Below are 14,997 nucleotides of genomic sequence, written 5' to 3'. Positions count from 1 at the left end.
ATGTCGAAATCGGCCGCGAAGTCCTACGATCTGCCCATGACCCGGGTATTGCTGGCAGAGGACGACACCGCGATCGCCGACCCGCTGGCGCGAGCGCTGCGGCGCGAGGGCTACGAGGTCCAGGTGCGCGGCGACGGGCCGACGGCCCTGGAGCACGCCCTGTCCGGGGCGGTGGACCTGCTGGTCCTCGACCTCGGCCTGCCGGGCATGGACGGCCTGGAGGTGTGCCGACGGCTGCGCTCCGAGGGCCACGGCTTCCCGGTGCTGGTGCTCACGGCCCGAGCCGACGAGGTGGACACGGTGGTCGGCCTCGACGCCGGGGCCGACGACTACGTGACCAAGCCCTTCCGGCTGGCCGAGCTGCTCGCGCGGGTGCGGGCGCTGCTGCGCCGCGGGGCCCCCGAGTCGGCCAGCACCGCGCGCGGCGTGCGCATCGACGTGGAGTCGCACCGCGCCTACCTCGGCGACGAGGAGCTGAACCTCACCGCCAAGGAGTTCGACCTGCTGCGCGTGCTGGTGCGCGACGCCGGCCGGGTGATCACCCGCGAGCAGTTGATGCGCGAGGTCTGGGACACCACGTGGTGGTCCTCCACGAAGACCCTGGACATGCACATCTCCTGGCTGCGCAAGAAGCTGGGTGACGACGCCGGCAACCCGCGGTTCATCTCCACCGTGCGCGGGGTCGGCTTCCGCTTCGAACGCAGCTGACGCGGCTCGCGGAAGGGGAGACAACACGCGTGCGCGGCAGGTTGATGCGGTCCATGGTGACCGCGGTGTTCGTGGTGACCGCGCTGCTCGGCGTGCCCTTCGCGTTCCTGGATGCCAAGTTCGTCACCCGTTCGGCGCAGGACGCGCTGAACCAGGAGGTCCAGCGGATCGGCATCCTGACGGACGTTCAGCTGGCGAACCGTCAGTTCGACACGCACGCGCTGACGGCGGACCTGTCCGCCGGCCGCGGCGCGCAGATCACCTTCCCGACGGGCTCCCCGCACACCTCGGTGTACATCGGCCCGACGATCACCGACCAGGCGCGCGCGAGCGAGACCTACCAGGGCAAGTACGGCGAACGGGTGATCGTCAGCGAGTCCTGGGCCTCGGTCTCCGGCCGGATCCGGCTGCAGATGGTGCTGCTGGTGGCCGCCGCGCTGGCCGCCTTCGCCGCCGCCGCGGGCGTCGCCTACCTGCAGGCGCGCCGGATCTCGCGTCCCTTCGGTGAGCTGGCCAGCACCGCGGAGCGGCTCGGCGCGGGCGACCAGCGGCCGCGGCACCGGCGCTACGGCATCGCCGAGCTCGACCGGATCGCCGAGGTCATCGACCACTCCTCGGACCGGGTGTCCAAGATCCAGGCCAAGGAACGCAGGCTGGCCGCCGATGCCTCGCACCAGCTGCGCACCCCGCTGACCGCGCTCTCGATGCGCCTCGAGGAGATCAGCGCGGCGGCCGACATGGAGACGGTCAAGGAAGAGGCCGAGATCGCGTTGACCCAGGTCGAGCGGCTTACGGACGTCGTTCAGCGGCTGCTCACCGACTCCGGCGACACGCGCGCGGACTCCGCGGGGGTGCCGACCGACATCGACCTGATCATCCGGCAGCAGATCTTCGAGTGGCGCCCGGCCTTCCGCAGCGCGCGCCGGCTGATCCGGGTGGACGGCGGCCGCGGCCTGCTCGCCGCCGCCACGCCGGGCTCCTTCGCCCAGGTGCTCGCCACGCTGCTGGAGAACTCGCTGATGCACGGCGCGGGCCCGGTCACCATCCGCACCCGTACGGCGGGCGGCTCGGTGGTCATCGAGGTGTCCGACGAGGGCCCTGGAGTGCCGCCCGAGCTCGGTGCCCGCGTCTTCGAGCGGGCGGTCTCCGGCCGCGCCTCGACCGGCCTCGGACTCACCGTGGCCCGGGAACTCGCCGAGGCGGACGGCGGACGGCTCGAACTGCTGCAGCAGCGCCCCCCGGTGTTCGCGCTGTTCCTGCCGCGCTTCGGCTGAGCGGCAGGGCCTGAGCGGCAGGTCTGAGCGGCGGGGGCACGGCCGACGGGTCGCGCCCACGGCCGCAAGGTCCCCGAAGGTCCCCGGGAAAGCGATCGGCCCCGCACCTCCCGGAGAGGGGTGCGGGGCCGTGGCGTAAGCGTACGAACCGCGTCGCCTGGATTCGCCTAGAAGCGGCTGACCCTCGAGAGCAGCGCGCCGGCGCCGGACTTCGGGGCCTCGGAGGCGAGCTCCGAGGTGGGCAGCGGCTCGCTGTACTGGAACTCGTCCGCGGCCAGCGCCGGCTCGGCCTTCGGGAAGATGAAGGTCCGGTAGCACCAGAAGCGGAAGGCCATGCCGATGCCGATGGCCAGGATGAACTTGCTGAAGAAGATCTCCAGGTGGCTGTCCATGTGCATCACGTAGTACGTCAGGGCCGTGATGCCGGTCTGAATGGCGATCGCGATTCCGTTGATGGCCGCGAACAGGACCACCTCGCGGGCGTCGCCGGCGGCGTCGCGCTCCTTGTAGGTCCAGTACCGGTTGCCCAGGTATGCGACGCCGGTCGCCACGACGTTCGCCACGATGTACGCGGTGAGCTCGTCGTTCTTCTGGAAGATCAGGTAGGCGTAGTTGACCGCGATGGTGACGACATAGGAGATGCCACCGACGATGCCGAACTTCGCGACCTCGTGGATCAGATGCTCGACTTTGCCGTATACAGCGCTGACCAATGCCACCGTGGGGTACCTGCCTGACAGTCCGGGAGCGGTTCGTGTAACGAGACTAGCGGCTCCTTCTCAACCGCCCGCCGCCGTGCGACGGGTCGTAGCAGAGCTGTGACGGAGCCTTTGCCGATCGAGGGCCTCGTCGTCCCCAGCAGTAAATTAGAGCATATAAGGATGAAAACGGCCCGTGAATCGGCTTCGGTTAGGCTTGACGCCCGTGAACCCGGCTCACCCCTCCCTCGGTCCCTCGGCCCCGCGCGTCGGCGTCATCGGCGCCGGTCAGCTGGCGCGGATGATGCAGCCCGCCGCGATCGCCCTCGGCCTGCGGCTGCGCGTGCTCTCCGCCGACCCGCAGGACTGCGCCAACCAGGTGGTCCCCGACGTCGTCTCCGGCCATCCGGGGGACATGCGGGCGGTCCTCGACTTCGCCCGCGGCTGCGACGTCGTCACCTTCGAGCACGAGCACGTGCCCGCCGACGTGCTCGAAGCGCTGGTGGCGACGGGTGTCCCGGTACGGCCCGGGCCGGGCGCGCTGCTCTACGCGCAGGACAAGGCCGAGATGCGGGAGCGGTTGTCCGGCCTCGGCCTGCCCTGCCCGGAGTGGACCCGGGTGACCGGCCCGGCCGACGCCGCCGACCTGGCCGGCAAGACCGGCTGGCCGATCGTGCTCAAGGCCACCCGCGGCGGCTACGACGGCCGCGGCGTGTGGGTGGTCGAGGACGCCGACGCGGCCGCACGGGTGATCGCGGAGGCGGCCGAGCGCGGCGTGAGCCTGCTCGCCGAGGCCGCGGTGCCCTTCGTCCGGGAACTCGCCGCGCAGGTCGCGCGCTCCCCGCACGGCCAGGCCGTGGCCTATCCGGTGGTCGAGACGGTGCAAAGGGACGGAATCTGCCGCGAGGTGTACGCCCCGGCGCCCGCCGTGGACGAGGCGCACGCCCTCGAGGCCCAGCGGATCGCGCTGACGATCGCCAAGGAACTCGACGTCACCGGCATGCTCGCGGTGGAGCTCTTCCAGACCGCGGACGGCCGGCTGTGGATCAACGAGCTCGCGATGCGGCCGCACAACTCCGGGCACTGGACCATCGACGGCGCGCTGACCAGCCAGTTCGAGAACCACCTGCGGGCCGTGCTCGACCTGCCGCTCGGCTCGCCCGCGCCGCACGCCCCGCTGGCCGTGATGGCGAACGTCATCGGCCTCGACCTGCCGGACCTCTACCCGGCCTATCTGCACTGCCTGGCCCGCGACCCCGGGCTGAAGATCCACAATTACGGCAAGGACGTCAAGCCAGGACGCAAGATCGGGCACGTGACCGTGCTCGGCGATGACTTCGACGACTGCGTCGAGCGCGCCCGCCACGCGGCGGCCTACCTGAGAGGCGAGATCGATGAGTGACCACCAGAGCCCCCTGGTCGGCATCGTGATGGGTTCGGACTCGGACTGGCCGACCATGCGCGCCGCCGCCGAGGCGCTGGACGAGTTCGGCATCGGCTACGAGGCCGACGTGGTCTCCGCGCACCGGATGCCGAAGGAGATGATCGAGTACGGCGAGCGCGCGGCCGGACGCGGCCTGAAGGTCGTGATCGCGGGCGCGGGCGGCGCGGCGCACCTGCCCGGCATGCTCGCCGCCGTCACCCCGCTGCCGGTCGTCGGCGTTCCGGTGCCGCTGAAGTACCTCGACGGCATGGACTCCCTGCTCTCCATCGTCCAGATGCCGTCCGGCGTCCCGGTCGCCACGATGGCCGTCGGCGGCGCCCGCAACGCGGGCCTGTTCGCCGCCCGCATCCTGGCGACGCAGGACCCCGACCTGCTGGTCGCCATGCGTGAGTTCCAGACCCGGCTCGGCGCCGAGGCCAAGGCCAAGGGCGCCGCGCTGCGGGCCTCGCTGGAGGGGTAGCCGGAGCTACGCGGCGCTCGGCCGCCCCAGCGCGCGGTAGGTGAAGCCCGCGGCGCGCCAGAGGTCGGAGTCGAGGGCGTTGCGGCCGTCGAGCACGCGGCGCTCGGCCACGACCTCGCCGACCGCGTTCGGGTCGAGCTCGCGGAACTCGCGCCACTCGGTCAGGTGCAGGATCAGGTCCGCGCCCTGAGCCGCCTCGAGCGCGCTGTCCGCGTAGGTGAGCGTCGGGAAGTTCTTCGCGGCGGTGTCGTTCGCCTTCGGGTCGTACACGGTCACCTGCGCGCCCTGCAGCAGGATCGAGGCGGCCACGTTCAGCGCGGGCGAGTCGCGCACGTCGTCGGTGTCCGGCTTGAACGCCGCGCCCCAGACGGCGATGCGCTTGCCGAGGAACGAGCCGTCGCACTCCTCGCGCGCGAGGTCGATGGTGCGCGCGCGGCGGCGCATGTTGATCGCGTCGACCTCCTTGAGGAACGCGAGCGCCTGGTCGGCGCCGAGCTCGCCCGCGCGGGCCATGAAGGCGCGGATGTCCTTGGGCAGGCAGCCGCCGCCGAAGCCGAGGCCCGGCACCAGGAACCGGCCGCCGATCCGCGGGTCGAAGGACAGCGCCTTGGACAGCAGCATCACGTCGGCGCCGGCGGCCTCGCACACCTCGGCCATCGCGTTGATGAACGAGATCTTGGTGGACAGGAACGCGTTCGCGGCCGCCTTCACCAGTTCGGAGGTGGCCAGGTCGGTCACCAGCAGCGGGATGCCCGCGTCGGTCAGCGGCCGGTAGACCTCGCGCAGCGCCGCCTCGGACTCGGCGTCCTGTACGCCGATGACGAGGCGGTCCGGGCGCAGCGTGTCCTCGATCGCGTAGCCCTCGCGCAGGAACTCCGGGTTCCACGCCAGCCGCATCTCGTCACCCGCCGGGGACAGCGCGCGCAGCCGGGAGGTGAGCCGGGCGGCGGTGCCGGCCGGGACGGTGGACTTGCCGATGATCAGCGTCGGCACGTCAAGCAGCGGCGCCAGGTTGTCGATCACCGAGTCGATGTACGCGGTGTCCGCCGCGTACTCGCCCTTGCGCTGCGGGGTGTTGACGCACACGAAGTGCACCGTGTCCCCGCGCTCCTCGCCGCCGAACGACGCGAGGTCCGCGTAGGAGTTCGTGAACCTGAGCCGCCCGGACGCGACCTGCTCCCCGAGCAGCTCGTCGAAGCCGGGCTCGAAGAAGGGCGGACGCCCGGCCGCGAGCGCGGCGATCTTCTCGGCGTCCACGTCCATTCCCAGAACCTCGTAGCCCAACGAGGCCATGGAAGCGGCGTGCACCGCGCCGAGATATCCCGTGCCGATGACCGTGATCCGCTTCACCGTTGTCCAACCCTTCTCGCCGAAAGCAACCGCCCTAGAGTAACGACGCAGCCTGAAGCTTGTCAGGAGGCATCGGCCACAGTCCACGGTGGAACTCTTTTATTTTCCCTACCGACGGGTAACATGGGGCTCGTGACCCAGGAATTCGACCTCTACGCCGTCCGGGAAGAGCACGAGCTGCTGCGCGAGTCCGTGCGCGGCCTCGTCGAGAGCAAGATCGCGCCGTACGCCGCGGCCGTCGACCACGACGCCCGGTACCCGCAGGAGGCGCACGACGCTCTGCACGCCGCCGACATGGCCGCGATCCACATCCCCGAGGAGTACGGCGGCGCCGGTGCGGACGCGCTCGCGACCTGCATCCTCATCGAGGAGGTGGCCCGCGCCTGCGTGTCCTCCTCGCTGATCCCGGCGGTGAACAAGCTGGGCACGATGCCGATCATCCTGTCCGGGTCCGAGGAGCTCAAGCGCAAGTACCTCACCCCGGTCGCGCGCGGCGAGGCGATGTTCTCCTACGCGCTTTCCGAGCCGGAGGCCGGTTCTGACGCGGGCGGCATGACCACCCGGGCCGTGCCGGACGGCGACGGCTGGCGGCTCAACGGCGTCAAGCGCTGGATCACCAACGCGGGCGTATCCGAGTACTACACCGTGATGGCCGTGACCGAGCAGGGCATCGGCACCAAGGGCATCTCCGCGTTCGTGGTCGAGAAGGCCGACGAGGGCGTGTCCTTCGGCGCCCCCGAGAAGAAGCTCGGCATCAAGGGCTCGCCCACCCGCGAGGTCTACTTCGACAACGTCTGGATCCCCGGCGACCGCATCATCGGCGAGCCCGGCACCGGCTTCAGGACTGCCATGCGCACGCTGGACCACACCCGCGTGACGATCGCCGCCCAGGCCGTCGGCGTGGCCGCGGGCGCGCTGGAGTACGCGACGCAGTACGTGAAGGAGCGCCGCCAGTTCGGCAAGCCGATCGCCGAGCTCCAGGGCGTGCAGTTCATGCTCGCGGACATGGGCATGAAGCTCACCGCCGCGCGTCAGCTCACGTACACGGCCGCCGCCAAGTCCGAGCGCAACGACCCGGACCTCACCTACTTCGGCGCCGCCGCCAAGTGCTTCGCCTCCGACGCCGCGATGGAGATCACCATCGACGCGGTCCAGCTCCTCGGCGGCTACGGCTACACCCAGGACTACCCGCTCGAGCGCATGATGCGCGACGCCAAGATCACCCAGATCTACGAGGGCACCAACCAGGTGCAGCGCGTGGTGATGGCGCGTCAGCTGCTGAAGGGCTGACCGGAGTCCTCGAAGCCGTATCCGTGCCCTGGCGCGTTCTAGCGCGTCAGGGCACTACTTCGTCGTGCCGGTGACGTCTCTCGGCGCTCGCGTCGCTCTCGTCACTTCATGACGTAGATGACGATGACGATCAGCAGGCCCAGGATGAAGCCGCCGATCATCAGGGACAGGCACGCGCCGAACGTCAGCTGAAGGGCGTCGATCAGCATCTTGGTGGAGTTCGAGCGCTGCGAAGCGCGTCCCGGGGCCTCGGAGCGGGTGGCTCGCACGGGGCGCGGCGCGGCGCGGCGGCGGGGGCCGGGCGTGGGTGAACCGCGGCTCATCGCGCCGCCCACGCCGGGTGTATGCCGCGGTTCGGGTCCGTCGCGGTGAGCACGGCCGCGAGCCGTCGGGCCAGGTCGCGGCAGTCGGTGATGTCCAGCGGCTCCCCGGCGCCGGGGCGCGGCCCGCAGCGGTCGAGCAGGGCGCGGGCGAGGTCCTCGGCGCGCGCGGCGAACGTGTCCGACACCGGGGACGGGTGGCGGCGCGTGAAGCTGCCCCAACGCCGCCGCGTGATGCGGATGATGCGGTACCAGCGTTGCAGGTCGCCGGCGGCGACCGGATTGCCCTCCCGCTGGGCGATGCGCAGGGCGTCGATCAGCACGTCCGAGCTGTCCGGCTGGCTCGTCACTCGGTCTCCCGTCTCCGGCCGCGTCTTGTTTCTACGGGATTGTAGATGAGGACTCGTGGTGAGCGTGAGACCTGTGGGCGGGATCACAGTGGCCTGGTCACGGCCTTATAACAGTTCTTCCGCTCACCGCATGAGGCCGTCCGTTCGGCGTGCCAACCCCTAGGCAATTGAGCAGAGTTTGCTTAGATTTTCACTGTAATGACTCGCTCATTATGCTAATACGCTTTGCCCGCCTTGCGCCCGCGCCGCGGCACGGGCAGATTCCCAACGGAGTGGATCATGGCGTCGTCTTCGCTCAACGCACCGGGCGCCAAGCCCGGTGGTATCGCCCTCAAGCGTGAGATCGGGTTCGTCGGCCTGACCTGGGCGTCGATGGGCTCGATCATCGGCTCTGGCTGGCTGTTCGGCGCGTACTACGCGGCCCAGGCCGCGGGCACCGCCGCGCTGCTCTCCTGGGGTATCGGCGCGGTAGCGATCATCATCCTGGCCCTCGTGCACGCCGAACTCGGCGGCGCCTACCCGGTCGCGGGCGGCACCGGCCGGTTCCCGCACTACGCCTTCGGCTCGGTGGCCGGAGCCTCGTTCGGCTGGTTCTCCTACCTGCAGGCGGTCGCCGTCGCGCCGATCGAGGTCTACGCGACGATCAAGTACGCCTCGGTGCACCTGGGCTGGCTGCAGAAGAGCAACGGCACGCTGACCTGGCAGGGCCTGCTGGTCGCGATCGGCCTGATGGCGCTGTTCACGGTGGTCAACTTCCTGGGCGTGCGCTGGCTGGCGCACACGAATTCGGCCGCGACCTGGTGGAAGGTCGCCGTACCGGTGTTCGTGATCATCGTGCTCGCGGCCACGAACTGGCATAGCTCGAACTTCGGCGCCCACGGCTTCGCGCCGACCGGCTCGGAGGGCGTGCTCTCGGCCGTCTCCACCAGCGGCATCATGTTCGCGCTGCTGGGCTTCGAGCAGGCCGACCAGCTCGCCGGTGAGGCCCGCCATCCGCAGAAGGACATTCCGCGCGCGGTGATCGGCTCGATCCTGCTCGGCGCGGCGGTATACGTCCTGCTCCAGGTGGTGTTCATCGCCGCGCTGCCCTCCTCGTCCCTCGTGAACGGCTGGGCGAACCTCTCGTTCAAGGGGGACGCCGGTCCGTTCGCCGGCCTGGCCACGGTCCTCGGCCTCGGGTGGCTGGGCACGATCCTCTACATCGACGCGATCATCTCGCCCTCGGGAACCGGCCTGATCTACGTGACGGCCTCATCGCGGGTGTCCTACGGCCTGTCCCGCAACGGATACGTGCCGCAGATCTTCGAGAAGACGAACCTGCGGCGGGTGCCGTGGTTCGGCCTGCTCACGGCGTTCGTCATCGGCTGCATCGCGTTCCTGCCGTTCCCGAGCTGGAAGTCGCTGGTCGGCTTCGTCACCTCGGCGAGCGTGCTGATGTACGCGGGCGCGCCGCTGGCCTTCGGCGCGCTGCGCCGCCAGGACCGGGACCGCTACCGGCCGTTCCGGCTGGCCGCCGGCGACATCTGGTCTCCGCTCGCCTTCATGGTGTCCGGCCTGATCATCTACTGGTCCGGCTGGGACACGCTGCAGAAGCTCGGCTTCGCGATCCTGATCGGCTACGGGCTGATCGCGCTGAACTTCGTCTTCAAGCTGAACCCGCACCTGCCGCACCTGGACTGGCGCTCCGCGCAGTGGCTGCCGGTCTATCTGGTCGGCATCGGCATCTTGTCCTGGAAGGGCCGCTACTGCGCGAACGGCCCCGCGTCGACGACGACGTGCGGCGCGAGCAACACCGTTCCGCAGTGGTGGGACCTGGTGATCGTGGCCGGATTCAGCCTGATCGTCTACTACTGGGCGCTGGCCGTCCGGCTGCCCGACGACGAGGCGCGCGAGTACATCGGCGACGTCAACGCGCAGATCGGAGCGACGGCGGAGACGGCCCCGGAGGACATCGACGCCCTGTCGCAGTCCCCCACCACGACCGGTACGGGTACCGGCACCGGCACGGCCGGTCAGCCACCGGACTGACCGAACCGCACGTCCTTGATGCTGCGGCGGCGCGGGTTCACCAGCACCTCGATCTCCGCGCCGACCTGCAGCCTGCCGTACAGGGTCCGGTGAATCTTGAGCCGGACGCTCGCGGGCGCCCGGCCGGTGTCGAGCGAGCAGTAGTAGTACGTCGTGCTGCTCTCGCCGCCGCGGTGCGTGACGGTCCACAGCTTCGCTATCTGGCCGCGGACGACGGCGCGCTTGGGCAGACGCCTGCGCCGCAGCAGGTTCGCGGCCGCTCCGACCAGCAGGATGACCGGCAGCGCGCCGAAGACCAAGAAGGGCACGGCGCCGGACGGATCGCCGACGTGCCCGGCGAAGATCACTCCGGCGAGGCTCAGGGCCGCGAAAAGGATCAGGATGAAGAACCCTGGTATCCCGGAGTTGATGGAATACGTCTCCTTTGACTCGATGTCGAGCGGATGCCAGGAGCCGCCGTAATCCGACCAGACCTGATTCGCGGGCAGCGGCTGGAGCTGATTCGGCAGAACCATGACGGTGGTCGGGCCGGGGGCGGAAGCGGGCCGGCGCGGCTCGGCCGGGATGGTCGACGGCGGGGCCGCGAACGTGGGCTCGGGCCCGGTCGGCGTAGGCCGCGGCATCTCCGCGAGCAGCGCCCGACCCGCCGCCGTCGGACGCACCCGACCCGCCCAGAACACGCCGACCACCGTGAGTACGGCAAGCGGAATGAACACGAGCGGTACCAACGCCGCATGCCCGAAGTGCGAGATCACGGATGCCGTCCGGTCGCTCGCGAAGATTCCGAGGGCGAACGCCAGCACCAACTGCGCCCCGCTGGCCGGCGGCTGCAGCAACCCGCGCTCCGTCGCGGCCTGCCGAACCTGCCTGACGAAGTCCTTGTGCCACTTGGCCGCAGCGTCGTCCTCGCCCGGCTGCAACGCCGTCAGCGGCACCGGCTTCTGGCCCACGCCCCGCCGATGCAGCAGCCTGGCGACGACAGACGCCTGATAGGGCGGCAACGTGCTCGCGTGCGGCAACACGTTCGGACTCACCATCGCAGGATGCTGCGAGTCCGCGGGTTCGATCCGGAACAGGCCCGCCTCGGCCAGCTCCAGCACCGCCGCGTTGAGCACGGCCGGATCGTTCGACTGCCGCGTGTGCCGCAGCACCAGGCGGACCGGCTCGGGCACCGGCCCGTCGTCCGCTCCGGAGACCGGCGGCAATTGCGGGACCTGAAGCGACCGCGACGCACGCGGCCCGCGCCACCGGACCCGCACCACCACGGCGGCCCACAGCACGCCGCAGCCGATCGCGAGCACCACACTCACCGGCACAGCCCGGCCCCCCTCCCAGTAGGTCGCCACCACAATAAGGCGACGCGGCATGGCGTGGGAGAGAATGAACCCATGAGCCTTGACCCCGTCTCCCCGTCCGTCTCCCGCATCGCGCTCAGCCGCCTGATGACGGGTGCCGACGTGAACCTGCTCGGCACCGTGCACGGCGGCGTGATGATGAAGCTGGTCGACGACGCGGCGGGAATGGTCGCGACCCGGCACAGCCTCGGCCCGGCCGTCACCGCGGCCATGGACGAGATGGCCTTCCTCTTCCCGGTGCACGTCGGCGAGCTGGTGCACACCTTCGCGCAGGTCAACTGGACCGGCAGGACCTCGATGGAGGTCGGCGTGCGGGTCGAGGCCGAGCCGTGGAACGTGCCCGACCGCACGCCCGTCCACGTGGCCACGGCGTTCCTCACCTTCGTCGCGATCGACGCCGACGGAAAGCCGCGCGAGGTGCCGCCGCTCAAGCTGGACTGCGCCGAGGACGAGCGGCGCTTCCACGAGGCCACCATCCGCCGCAAGCACCGGCTCGCCCGCCGCGCGGCGATCGCGGCCTCGCGGGACTCGGAATCCTTCGGGGACAGCTGAGAATCCGTGTAGGGTCCGTGTCGCAATGAACGAAAATTCCCTCACGTGGCCCACCGTTTCGGTGATCATGCCGGTGCTCGACGAGGAGCGCCACCTCGCCGACGCCGTGCGGCACATCCTCGCCCAGGACTACTCGGGAGATCTCGAGCTCGTCATCGCCCTCGGTCCCTCCCGCGACCGCACCGACGCCATCGCCGCCGAGCTGTGCGCGGCCGATCCTCGGGTGCGCACCGTGCCCAATCCGAGCGGCAGGACGCCGGCCGGGCTCAATGCCGCGATCGCCGCCTCCCGGCACGAGATCGTGGTGCGTGTGGACGGGCACGGCCTGCTCGCTCCCGGCTACATCGCCGCGGCGGTCCGGCTGATGCGCGAGACCGGTGCGGCTAACGTTGGCGGCGTGATGCACGCCGAGGGAGTCACCGTCTTCGAGCGCGCCGTCGCCGTCGCGATGACCTCGAAACTGGGCGTGGGCAACGCGAAATTCCACACCGGCGGCGCCGCCGGACCGTCCGACACGGTGTACCTGGGCGTCTTCGAGCGCGAGATCCTCGAGAAGCACCACGGCTACAACGAGGCCTTCATCCGCGCGCAGGACTGGGAACTGAACCACCGCATCCGCGGCGCCGGAGGCCTGGTCTACTTCTCGCCCGAGCTGCATGTGACGTACCGGCCGCGTCCGAATGTGCGCAAGCTCGCGCGGCAGTACTTCGAATACGGACGCTGGCGCCGCGTCGTGATGCGCACGCACTCGGGCACGGCCAGCCTGCGCTACCTCGCGCCGCCGCTCGCCGTGCTGGCCGTCATCCTGGGCACGCTGCTCGGCATCGTCTCGCTCTTCACCGTGCCGTGGCCGGCGATCGGATTCGTCGCGCCGGTCGGCTACCTGCTCGGCATCGGCCTCGGCTCGCTGCGGGAGAGCCGGGGGAAGGCCGCCGGGGTACGGCTGCGCCTTCCGCTCGTGCTCGCCACCATGCACTTCGCCTGGGGCTGGGGATTCCTGACGTCCCCGAAGTCCCTCTACCGCTCCACGCAGGCCGGTTGAGTCCCGCTTCGTGACCGCGGTGGGCTCGCGCCGACCGCTCCACGCAGGCGGGTTGAGTCCCGCTTCGTGACCCCGGTGGGCTCGCGCCGACCGCTCTAGCTCGCCAACCGGGCCTTCTCCACCTCGGCCAGCCTCGCGAGCTCCGCCTCCGTGCCGCCGCGGGCCAGCACCACAGAACCGCCCGCGGCCAACGGCGCGTACAGCCAGTCGATCAGCCCCTCGGCGTCGGCCGACGTGCGCTCGACCGGCACCAGCAGCCGCGCCCCGTCCTTCGCCCGGCCGGCGGCCTCGTCCAGCACCTCACGATGCGTCAGCGCCTCCCCGGACGACGTGGTCAGCGCGGGCGCGTCGGCGTTCGGCGGATCGAAGGCGGCGAAGCGGTCGCCGTGCATCCGGACCTCGGCCACGTAATCCGCGAACCCCTCCGGCACCTCCGCGAACGGCCGTCCCAGCGGCAGCAGCGAAAGCGCGTACCGCTCGCCGCGGCACGCCCGCGCGTACTCCAGCTGATCGGTCTCCGGACCGGCCACCGCGTATCGGGCCCGGGCCGCGTCGCCCCACGGCGAGACGACCGCCGAGCACAGCAGCGGCGCGATAGCCCAGACCGCCGTCATCCAATGCGGCGGCGCGGCCAGCAGGAAGCGGCTGCCCGGATCCGCCAGCAGTTCGTCCTGGATCAGGTTCGCCGTCTTCGAGGTCCAGTTGTCCATCGTCGCGAACGACAGCTCGACCCTTTCCCCGGTGCCGAAGTCGTGGTACGTCAGAAAGGGGCGCGGACCGTTGCGCCCGACTTGGGAACGCCAGAGCGCGGCGAGGTCCGTTCGATCCGTAGCCATGCGCACTAGCCTACAAACCTGTAACAACGTACCGATGCGCAGGCTGTGCGCTATTGGGGACGGCCCTATCAGTTAGGGTTCAGGTCCGACGAAGTGTTTGTTAACCGTAGTCCGCAAGCATGGCCGCACCAGCCCTGAACTTTGAGACGAGTAGGAAGACCTCGAACCGTGGCAGAAGCGATCCTCCTGGTCGGAGGCAAGGGAACCCGGCTGCGCCCGCTGACCGTCAACACCCCGAAGCCGATGCTCGAAGTCGCGGGCGTCCCCTTTCTCAGCCATCAGCTCGCGCGGGCGAAGGCGGCCGGGATCACCCGGATCGTGTTCGCCACGGCCTATAAGCCCGAGGTCTTCGAGGAGTACTTCGGCGACGGGTCGCGCTTCGGCCTGGAACTGGTCTACGTGCAGGAGATCGAGCCGCTGGACACCGCCGGCGCGATCCGCAACGTGGCCGATCGCCTGGTCAGCGCGCCGGACGAGCCGGTGATGATCTTCAACGGGGACATCCTCAGCGGAGTGGACCTCGCCGCCCTGCGCGCCGAGCACACCGCTCGCGGCGCCGACGTCACCCTGCACCTGACCAAGGTGGCCGACCCGCGCGCCTTCGGCCTGGTGCCGACGGACGCCGAAGGCTGGGTGACCGCGTTCCGGGAGAAGCCGCAGCGCCCCGAGGACATCGTCACCGACCAGATCAACGCCGGCTGCTACGTCTTCAAGCGGGCGATCATCGACGGGATCCCGACCGGACGCCGGGTCTCGGTGGAGCGGGAGACCTTCCCCGGCCTGCTCGAGCGCGGCGCCAAGGTGCTCGGCGTGGTCGAGCAGAGCTACTGGCTCGACCTGGGCACCCCGGCCGCCTTCGCGCGCGGCTCCGCGGACCTGGTGCTCGGCGCGATCGGTTCCCCGGCCGTGCCCGCCACCACCTGCCCGCGGTACGACGAGGCCCTGGTGCTGGACGGCGCCGAGGTCGCGGAGAGCGCGCAGCTCGGCGCGGGCACGACGATCGGCCGGGACGGCCGGGTCGGTGCCGACGCCGCGATCTACGGCTCGGTGATCGGCACCGGCGCGGTCGTCGAGGACAACGTCTCGGTGCGCGACTCGATCATCGGCCGCGGCGCCCGGATCGGCGCGGGCACGGTGCTCGAAGGCGTGGTCGTGGGCGACGGCGCGAACGTGGGCGCGGGCAACGAACTGCTCGGCGGCGTGCGCGTGTCCTGCGACTCCGCGCTGCCGGACTCCTCCGTCCGGTTCAGCCACGACCCCAGCTGACGTCGGATCAGCAGGCTAAGCTCG

General features: G+C 70.5%; 15 protein-coding genes. 9 read left to right on the top strand and 6 right to left on the bottom strand.

Features of this window, described 5'->3' with window-relative positions; all coding sequences use genetic code 11:
• Positions 1-36 precede the first annotated feature (36 nt).
• Both VG296_RS30210 and VG296_RS30205 read left to right on the top strand, forming a co-directional pair.
• Entirely contained in the window at positions 37-708 is a 672-nt protein-coding gene (locus VG296_RS30210; RefSeq protein ID WP_212518839.1) for a response regulator transcription factor, read from the top strand.
• A gap of 29 nt (positions 709-737) precedes the next feature.
• A complete protein-coding gene (locus VG296_RS30205) occupies positions 738-1,982 on the top strand; it encodes a HAMP domain-containing sensor histidine kinase (RefSeq protein WP_325571903.1) in 1,245 nt (414 codons plus the stop codon).
• Positions 1,983-2,149: 167 nt separating this feature from the next.
• Here VG296_RS30205 and VG296_RS30200 read toward each other — a convergent pair whose 3' ends face one another.
• Positions 2,150-2,701 carry a GtrA family protein gene (locus tag VG296_RS30200; protein WP_325571902.1) on the bottom strand — a complete coding sequence of 184 codons (552 nt, stop codon included), beginning with the start codon at positions 2,699-2,701 and terminating at the stop codon, positions 2,150-2,152.
• Between the two features lie 205 nt (positions 2,702-2,906).
• Between VG296_RS30200 and VG296_RS30195 the strand changes: the two genes are divergently transcribed.
• Entirely contained in the window at positions 2,907-4,082 is a 1,176-nt protein-coding gene (locus VG296_RS30195) for a 5-(carboxyamino)imidazole ribonucleotide synthase (protein ID WP_325571901.1), read from the top strand.
• Positions 4,075-4,584, top strand: coding sequence for a 5-(carboxyamino)imidazole ribonucleotide mutase (purE, locus tag VG296_RS30190; protein WP_325571900.1), 510 nt, complete (start codon positions 4,075-4,077; stop codon positions 4,582-4,584). The genes VG296_RS30195 and purE overlap by 8 nt, the downstream gene beginning before the upstream one ends.
• A gap of 6 nt (positions 4,585-4,590) precedes the next feature.
• Here purE and VG296_RS30185 read toward each other — a convergent pair whose 3' ends face one another.
• Positions 4,591-5,934 (bottom strand): UDP-glucose/GDP-mannose dehydrogenase family protein, encoded by a 1,344-nt coding sequence (locus VG296_RS30185; RefSeq protein ID WP_325571899.1) that lies wholly within the window; start codon positions 5,932-5,934, stop codon positions 4,591-4,593.
• A 123-nt stretch (positions 5,935-6,057) separates the two neighbouring features.
• Between VG296_RS30185 and VG296_RS30180 the strand changes: the two genes are divergently transcribed.
• Positions 6,058-7,224, top strand: a complete 1,167-nt coding sequence (locus VG296_RS30180; RefSeq protein WP_349259759.1) for an acyl-CoA dehydrogenase family protein — start codon at positions 6,058-6,060, stop codon at positions 7,222-7,224.
• A 101-nt stretch (positions 7,225-7,325) separates the two neighbouring features.
• Here the strand turns inward: VG296_RS30180 and VG296_RS30175 are convergent, their stop codons facing one another.
• Both VG296_RS30175 and VG296_RS30170 read right to left on the bottom strand, forming a co-directional pair.
• Positions 7,326-7,547 (bottom strand): hypothetical protein, encoded by a 222-nt coding sequence (locus VG296_RS30175; RefSeq protein WP_325571897.1) that lies wholly within the window; start codon positions 7,545-7,547, stop codon positions 7,326-7,328.
• The gene (locus VG296_RS30170) at positions 7,544-7,894 is read right to left on the bottom strand and encodes a hypothetical protein (protein WP_325571896.1); all 351 of its coding nucleotides are present in this window, start codon (positions 7,892-7,894) and stop codon (positions 7,544-7,546) included. Before VG296_RS30170 ends, VG296_RS30175 begins: the two co-directional genes overlap by 4 nt.
• 279 nt (positions 7,895-8,173) lie before the next feature.
• On the opposite strand from VG296_RS30170, the gene VG296_RS30165 reads away from it, so the two are divergent.
• Positions 8,174-9,922, top strand: a complete 1,749-nt coding sequence (locus VG296_RS30165; RefSeq protein WP_325571895.1) for an APC family permease — start codon at positions 8,174-8,176, stop codon at positions 9,920-9,922.
• Here VG296_RS30165 and VG296_RS30160 read toward each other — a convergent pair.
• Positions 9,907-11,238, bottom strand: a complete 1,332-nt coding sequence (locus VG296_RS30160) for a hypothetical protein (protein WP_325571894.1) — start codon at positions 11,236-11,238, stop codon at positions 9,907-9,909. The genes VG296_RS30165 and VG296_RS30160 overlap by 16 nt on opposite strands.
• 72 nt (positions 11,239-11,310) lie before the next feature.
• Here VG296_RS30160 and VG296_RS30155 point away from each other — a divergent pair, with 72 nt between their 5' ends.
• Together VG296_RS30155 and VG296_RS30150 are read left to right on the top strand one after the other, a co-directional pair.
• On the top strand, positions 11,311-11,829 hold the full coding sequence (locus tag VG296_RS30155; protein WP_325571893.1) for an acyl-CoA thioesterase: 519 nt from the start codon (positions 11,311-11,313) through the stop codon (positions 11,827-11,829).
• Positions 11,830-11,854: 25 nt separating this feature from the next.
• Positions 11,855-12,871: a glycosyltransferase family 2 protein gene (locus VG296_RS30150; RefSeq protein ID WP_325571892.1), complete on the top strand. Its 1,017-nt coding sequence runs from the start codon at positions 11,855-11,857 to the stop codon at positions 12,869-12,871.
• Between the two features lie 95 nt (positions 12,872-12,966).
• Here the strand turns inward: VG296_RS30150 and VG296_RS30145 are convergent, their stop codons facing one another.
• Positions 12,967-13,707: a TIGR03089 family protein gene (locus VG296_RS30145; protein WP_325571891.1), complete on the bottom strand. Its 741-nt coding sequence runs from the start codon at positions 13,705-13,707 to the stop codon at positions 12,967-12,969.
• Positions 13,708-13,875: 168 nt separating this feature from the next.
• On the opposite strand from VG296_RS30145, the gene VG296_RS30140 reads away from it, so the two are divergent.
• The gene (locus VG296_RS30140) at positions 13,876-14,973 is read left to right on the top strand and encodes an NDP-sugar synthase (protein ID WP_325571890.1); all 1,098 of its coding nucleotides are present in this window, start codon (positions 13,876-13,878) and stop codon (positions 14,971-14,973) included.
• The last annotated feature ends 24 nt before the right edge of the window (positions 14,974-14,997 follow it).

Source organism: Actinospica sp. (genome assembly GCF_035552695.1).
In the GTDB taxonomy this organism is placed as follows: Bacteria; Actinomycetota; Actinomycetes; order Streptomycetales; family Catenulisporaceae; genus Actinospica.
Note: the sequence above shows the minus strand (reverse complement) of the source record. Positions and strands in the feature narration are given on the sequence as shown.

Coding starts and splice junctions, on each gene's coding strand:
- VG296_RS30210 (WP_212518839.1), top strand. CDS start 37: ATGACCCGGGTATTGCTGGCAGAGGACGACACCGCGATCGCCGACCCG.
- purE (WP_325571900.1), top strand. CDS start 4,075: ATGAGTGACCACCAGAGCCCCCTGGTCGGCATCGTGATGGGTTCGGAC.
- VG296_RS30180 (WP_349259759.1), top strand. CDS start 6,058: ATGGGGCTCGTGACCCAGGAATTCGACCTCTACGCCGTCCGGGAAGAG.
- VG296_RS30175 (WP_325571897.1), bottom strand. CDS start 7,547: ATGAGCCGCGGTTCACCCACGCCCGGCCCCCGCCGCCGCGCCGCGCCG.
- VG296_RS30165 (WP_325571895.1), top strand. CDS start 8,174: ATGGCGTCGTCTTCGCTCAACGCACCGGGCGCCAAGCCCGGTGGTATC.
- VG296_RS30155 (WP_325571893.1), top strand. CDS start 11,311: ATGAGCCTTGACCCCGTCTCCCCGTCCGTCTCCCGCATCGCGCTCAGC.
- VG296_RS30150 (WP_325571892.1), top strand. CDS start 11,855: ATGAACGAAAATTCCCTCACGTGGCCCACCGTTTCGGTGATCATGCCG.
- VG296_RS30145 (WP_325571891.1), bottom strand. CDS start 13,707: ATGGCTACGGATCGAACGGACCTCGCCGCGCTCTGGCGTTCCCAAGTC.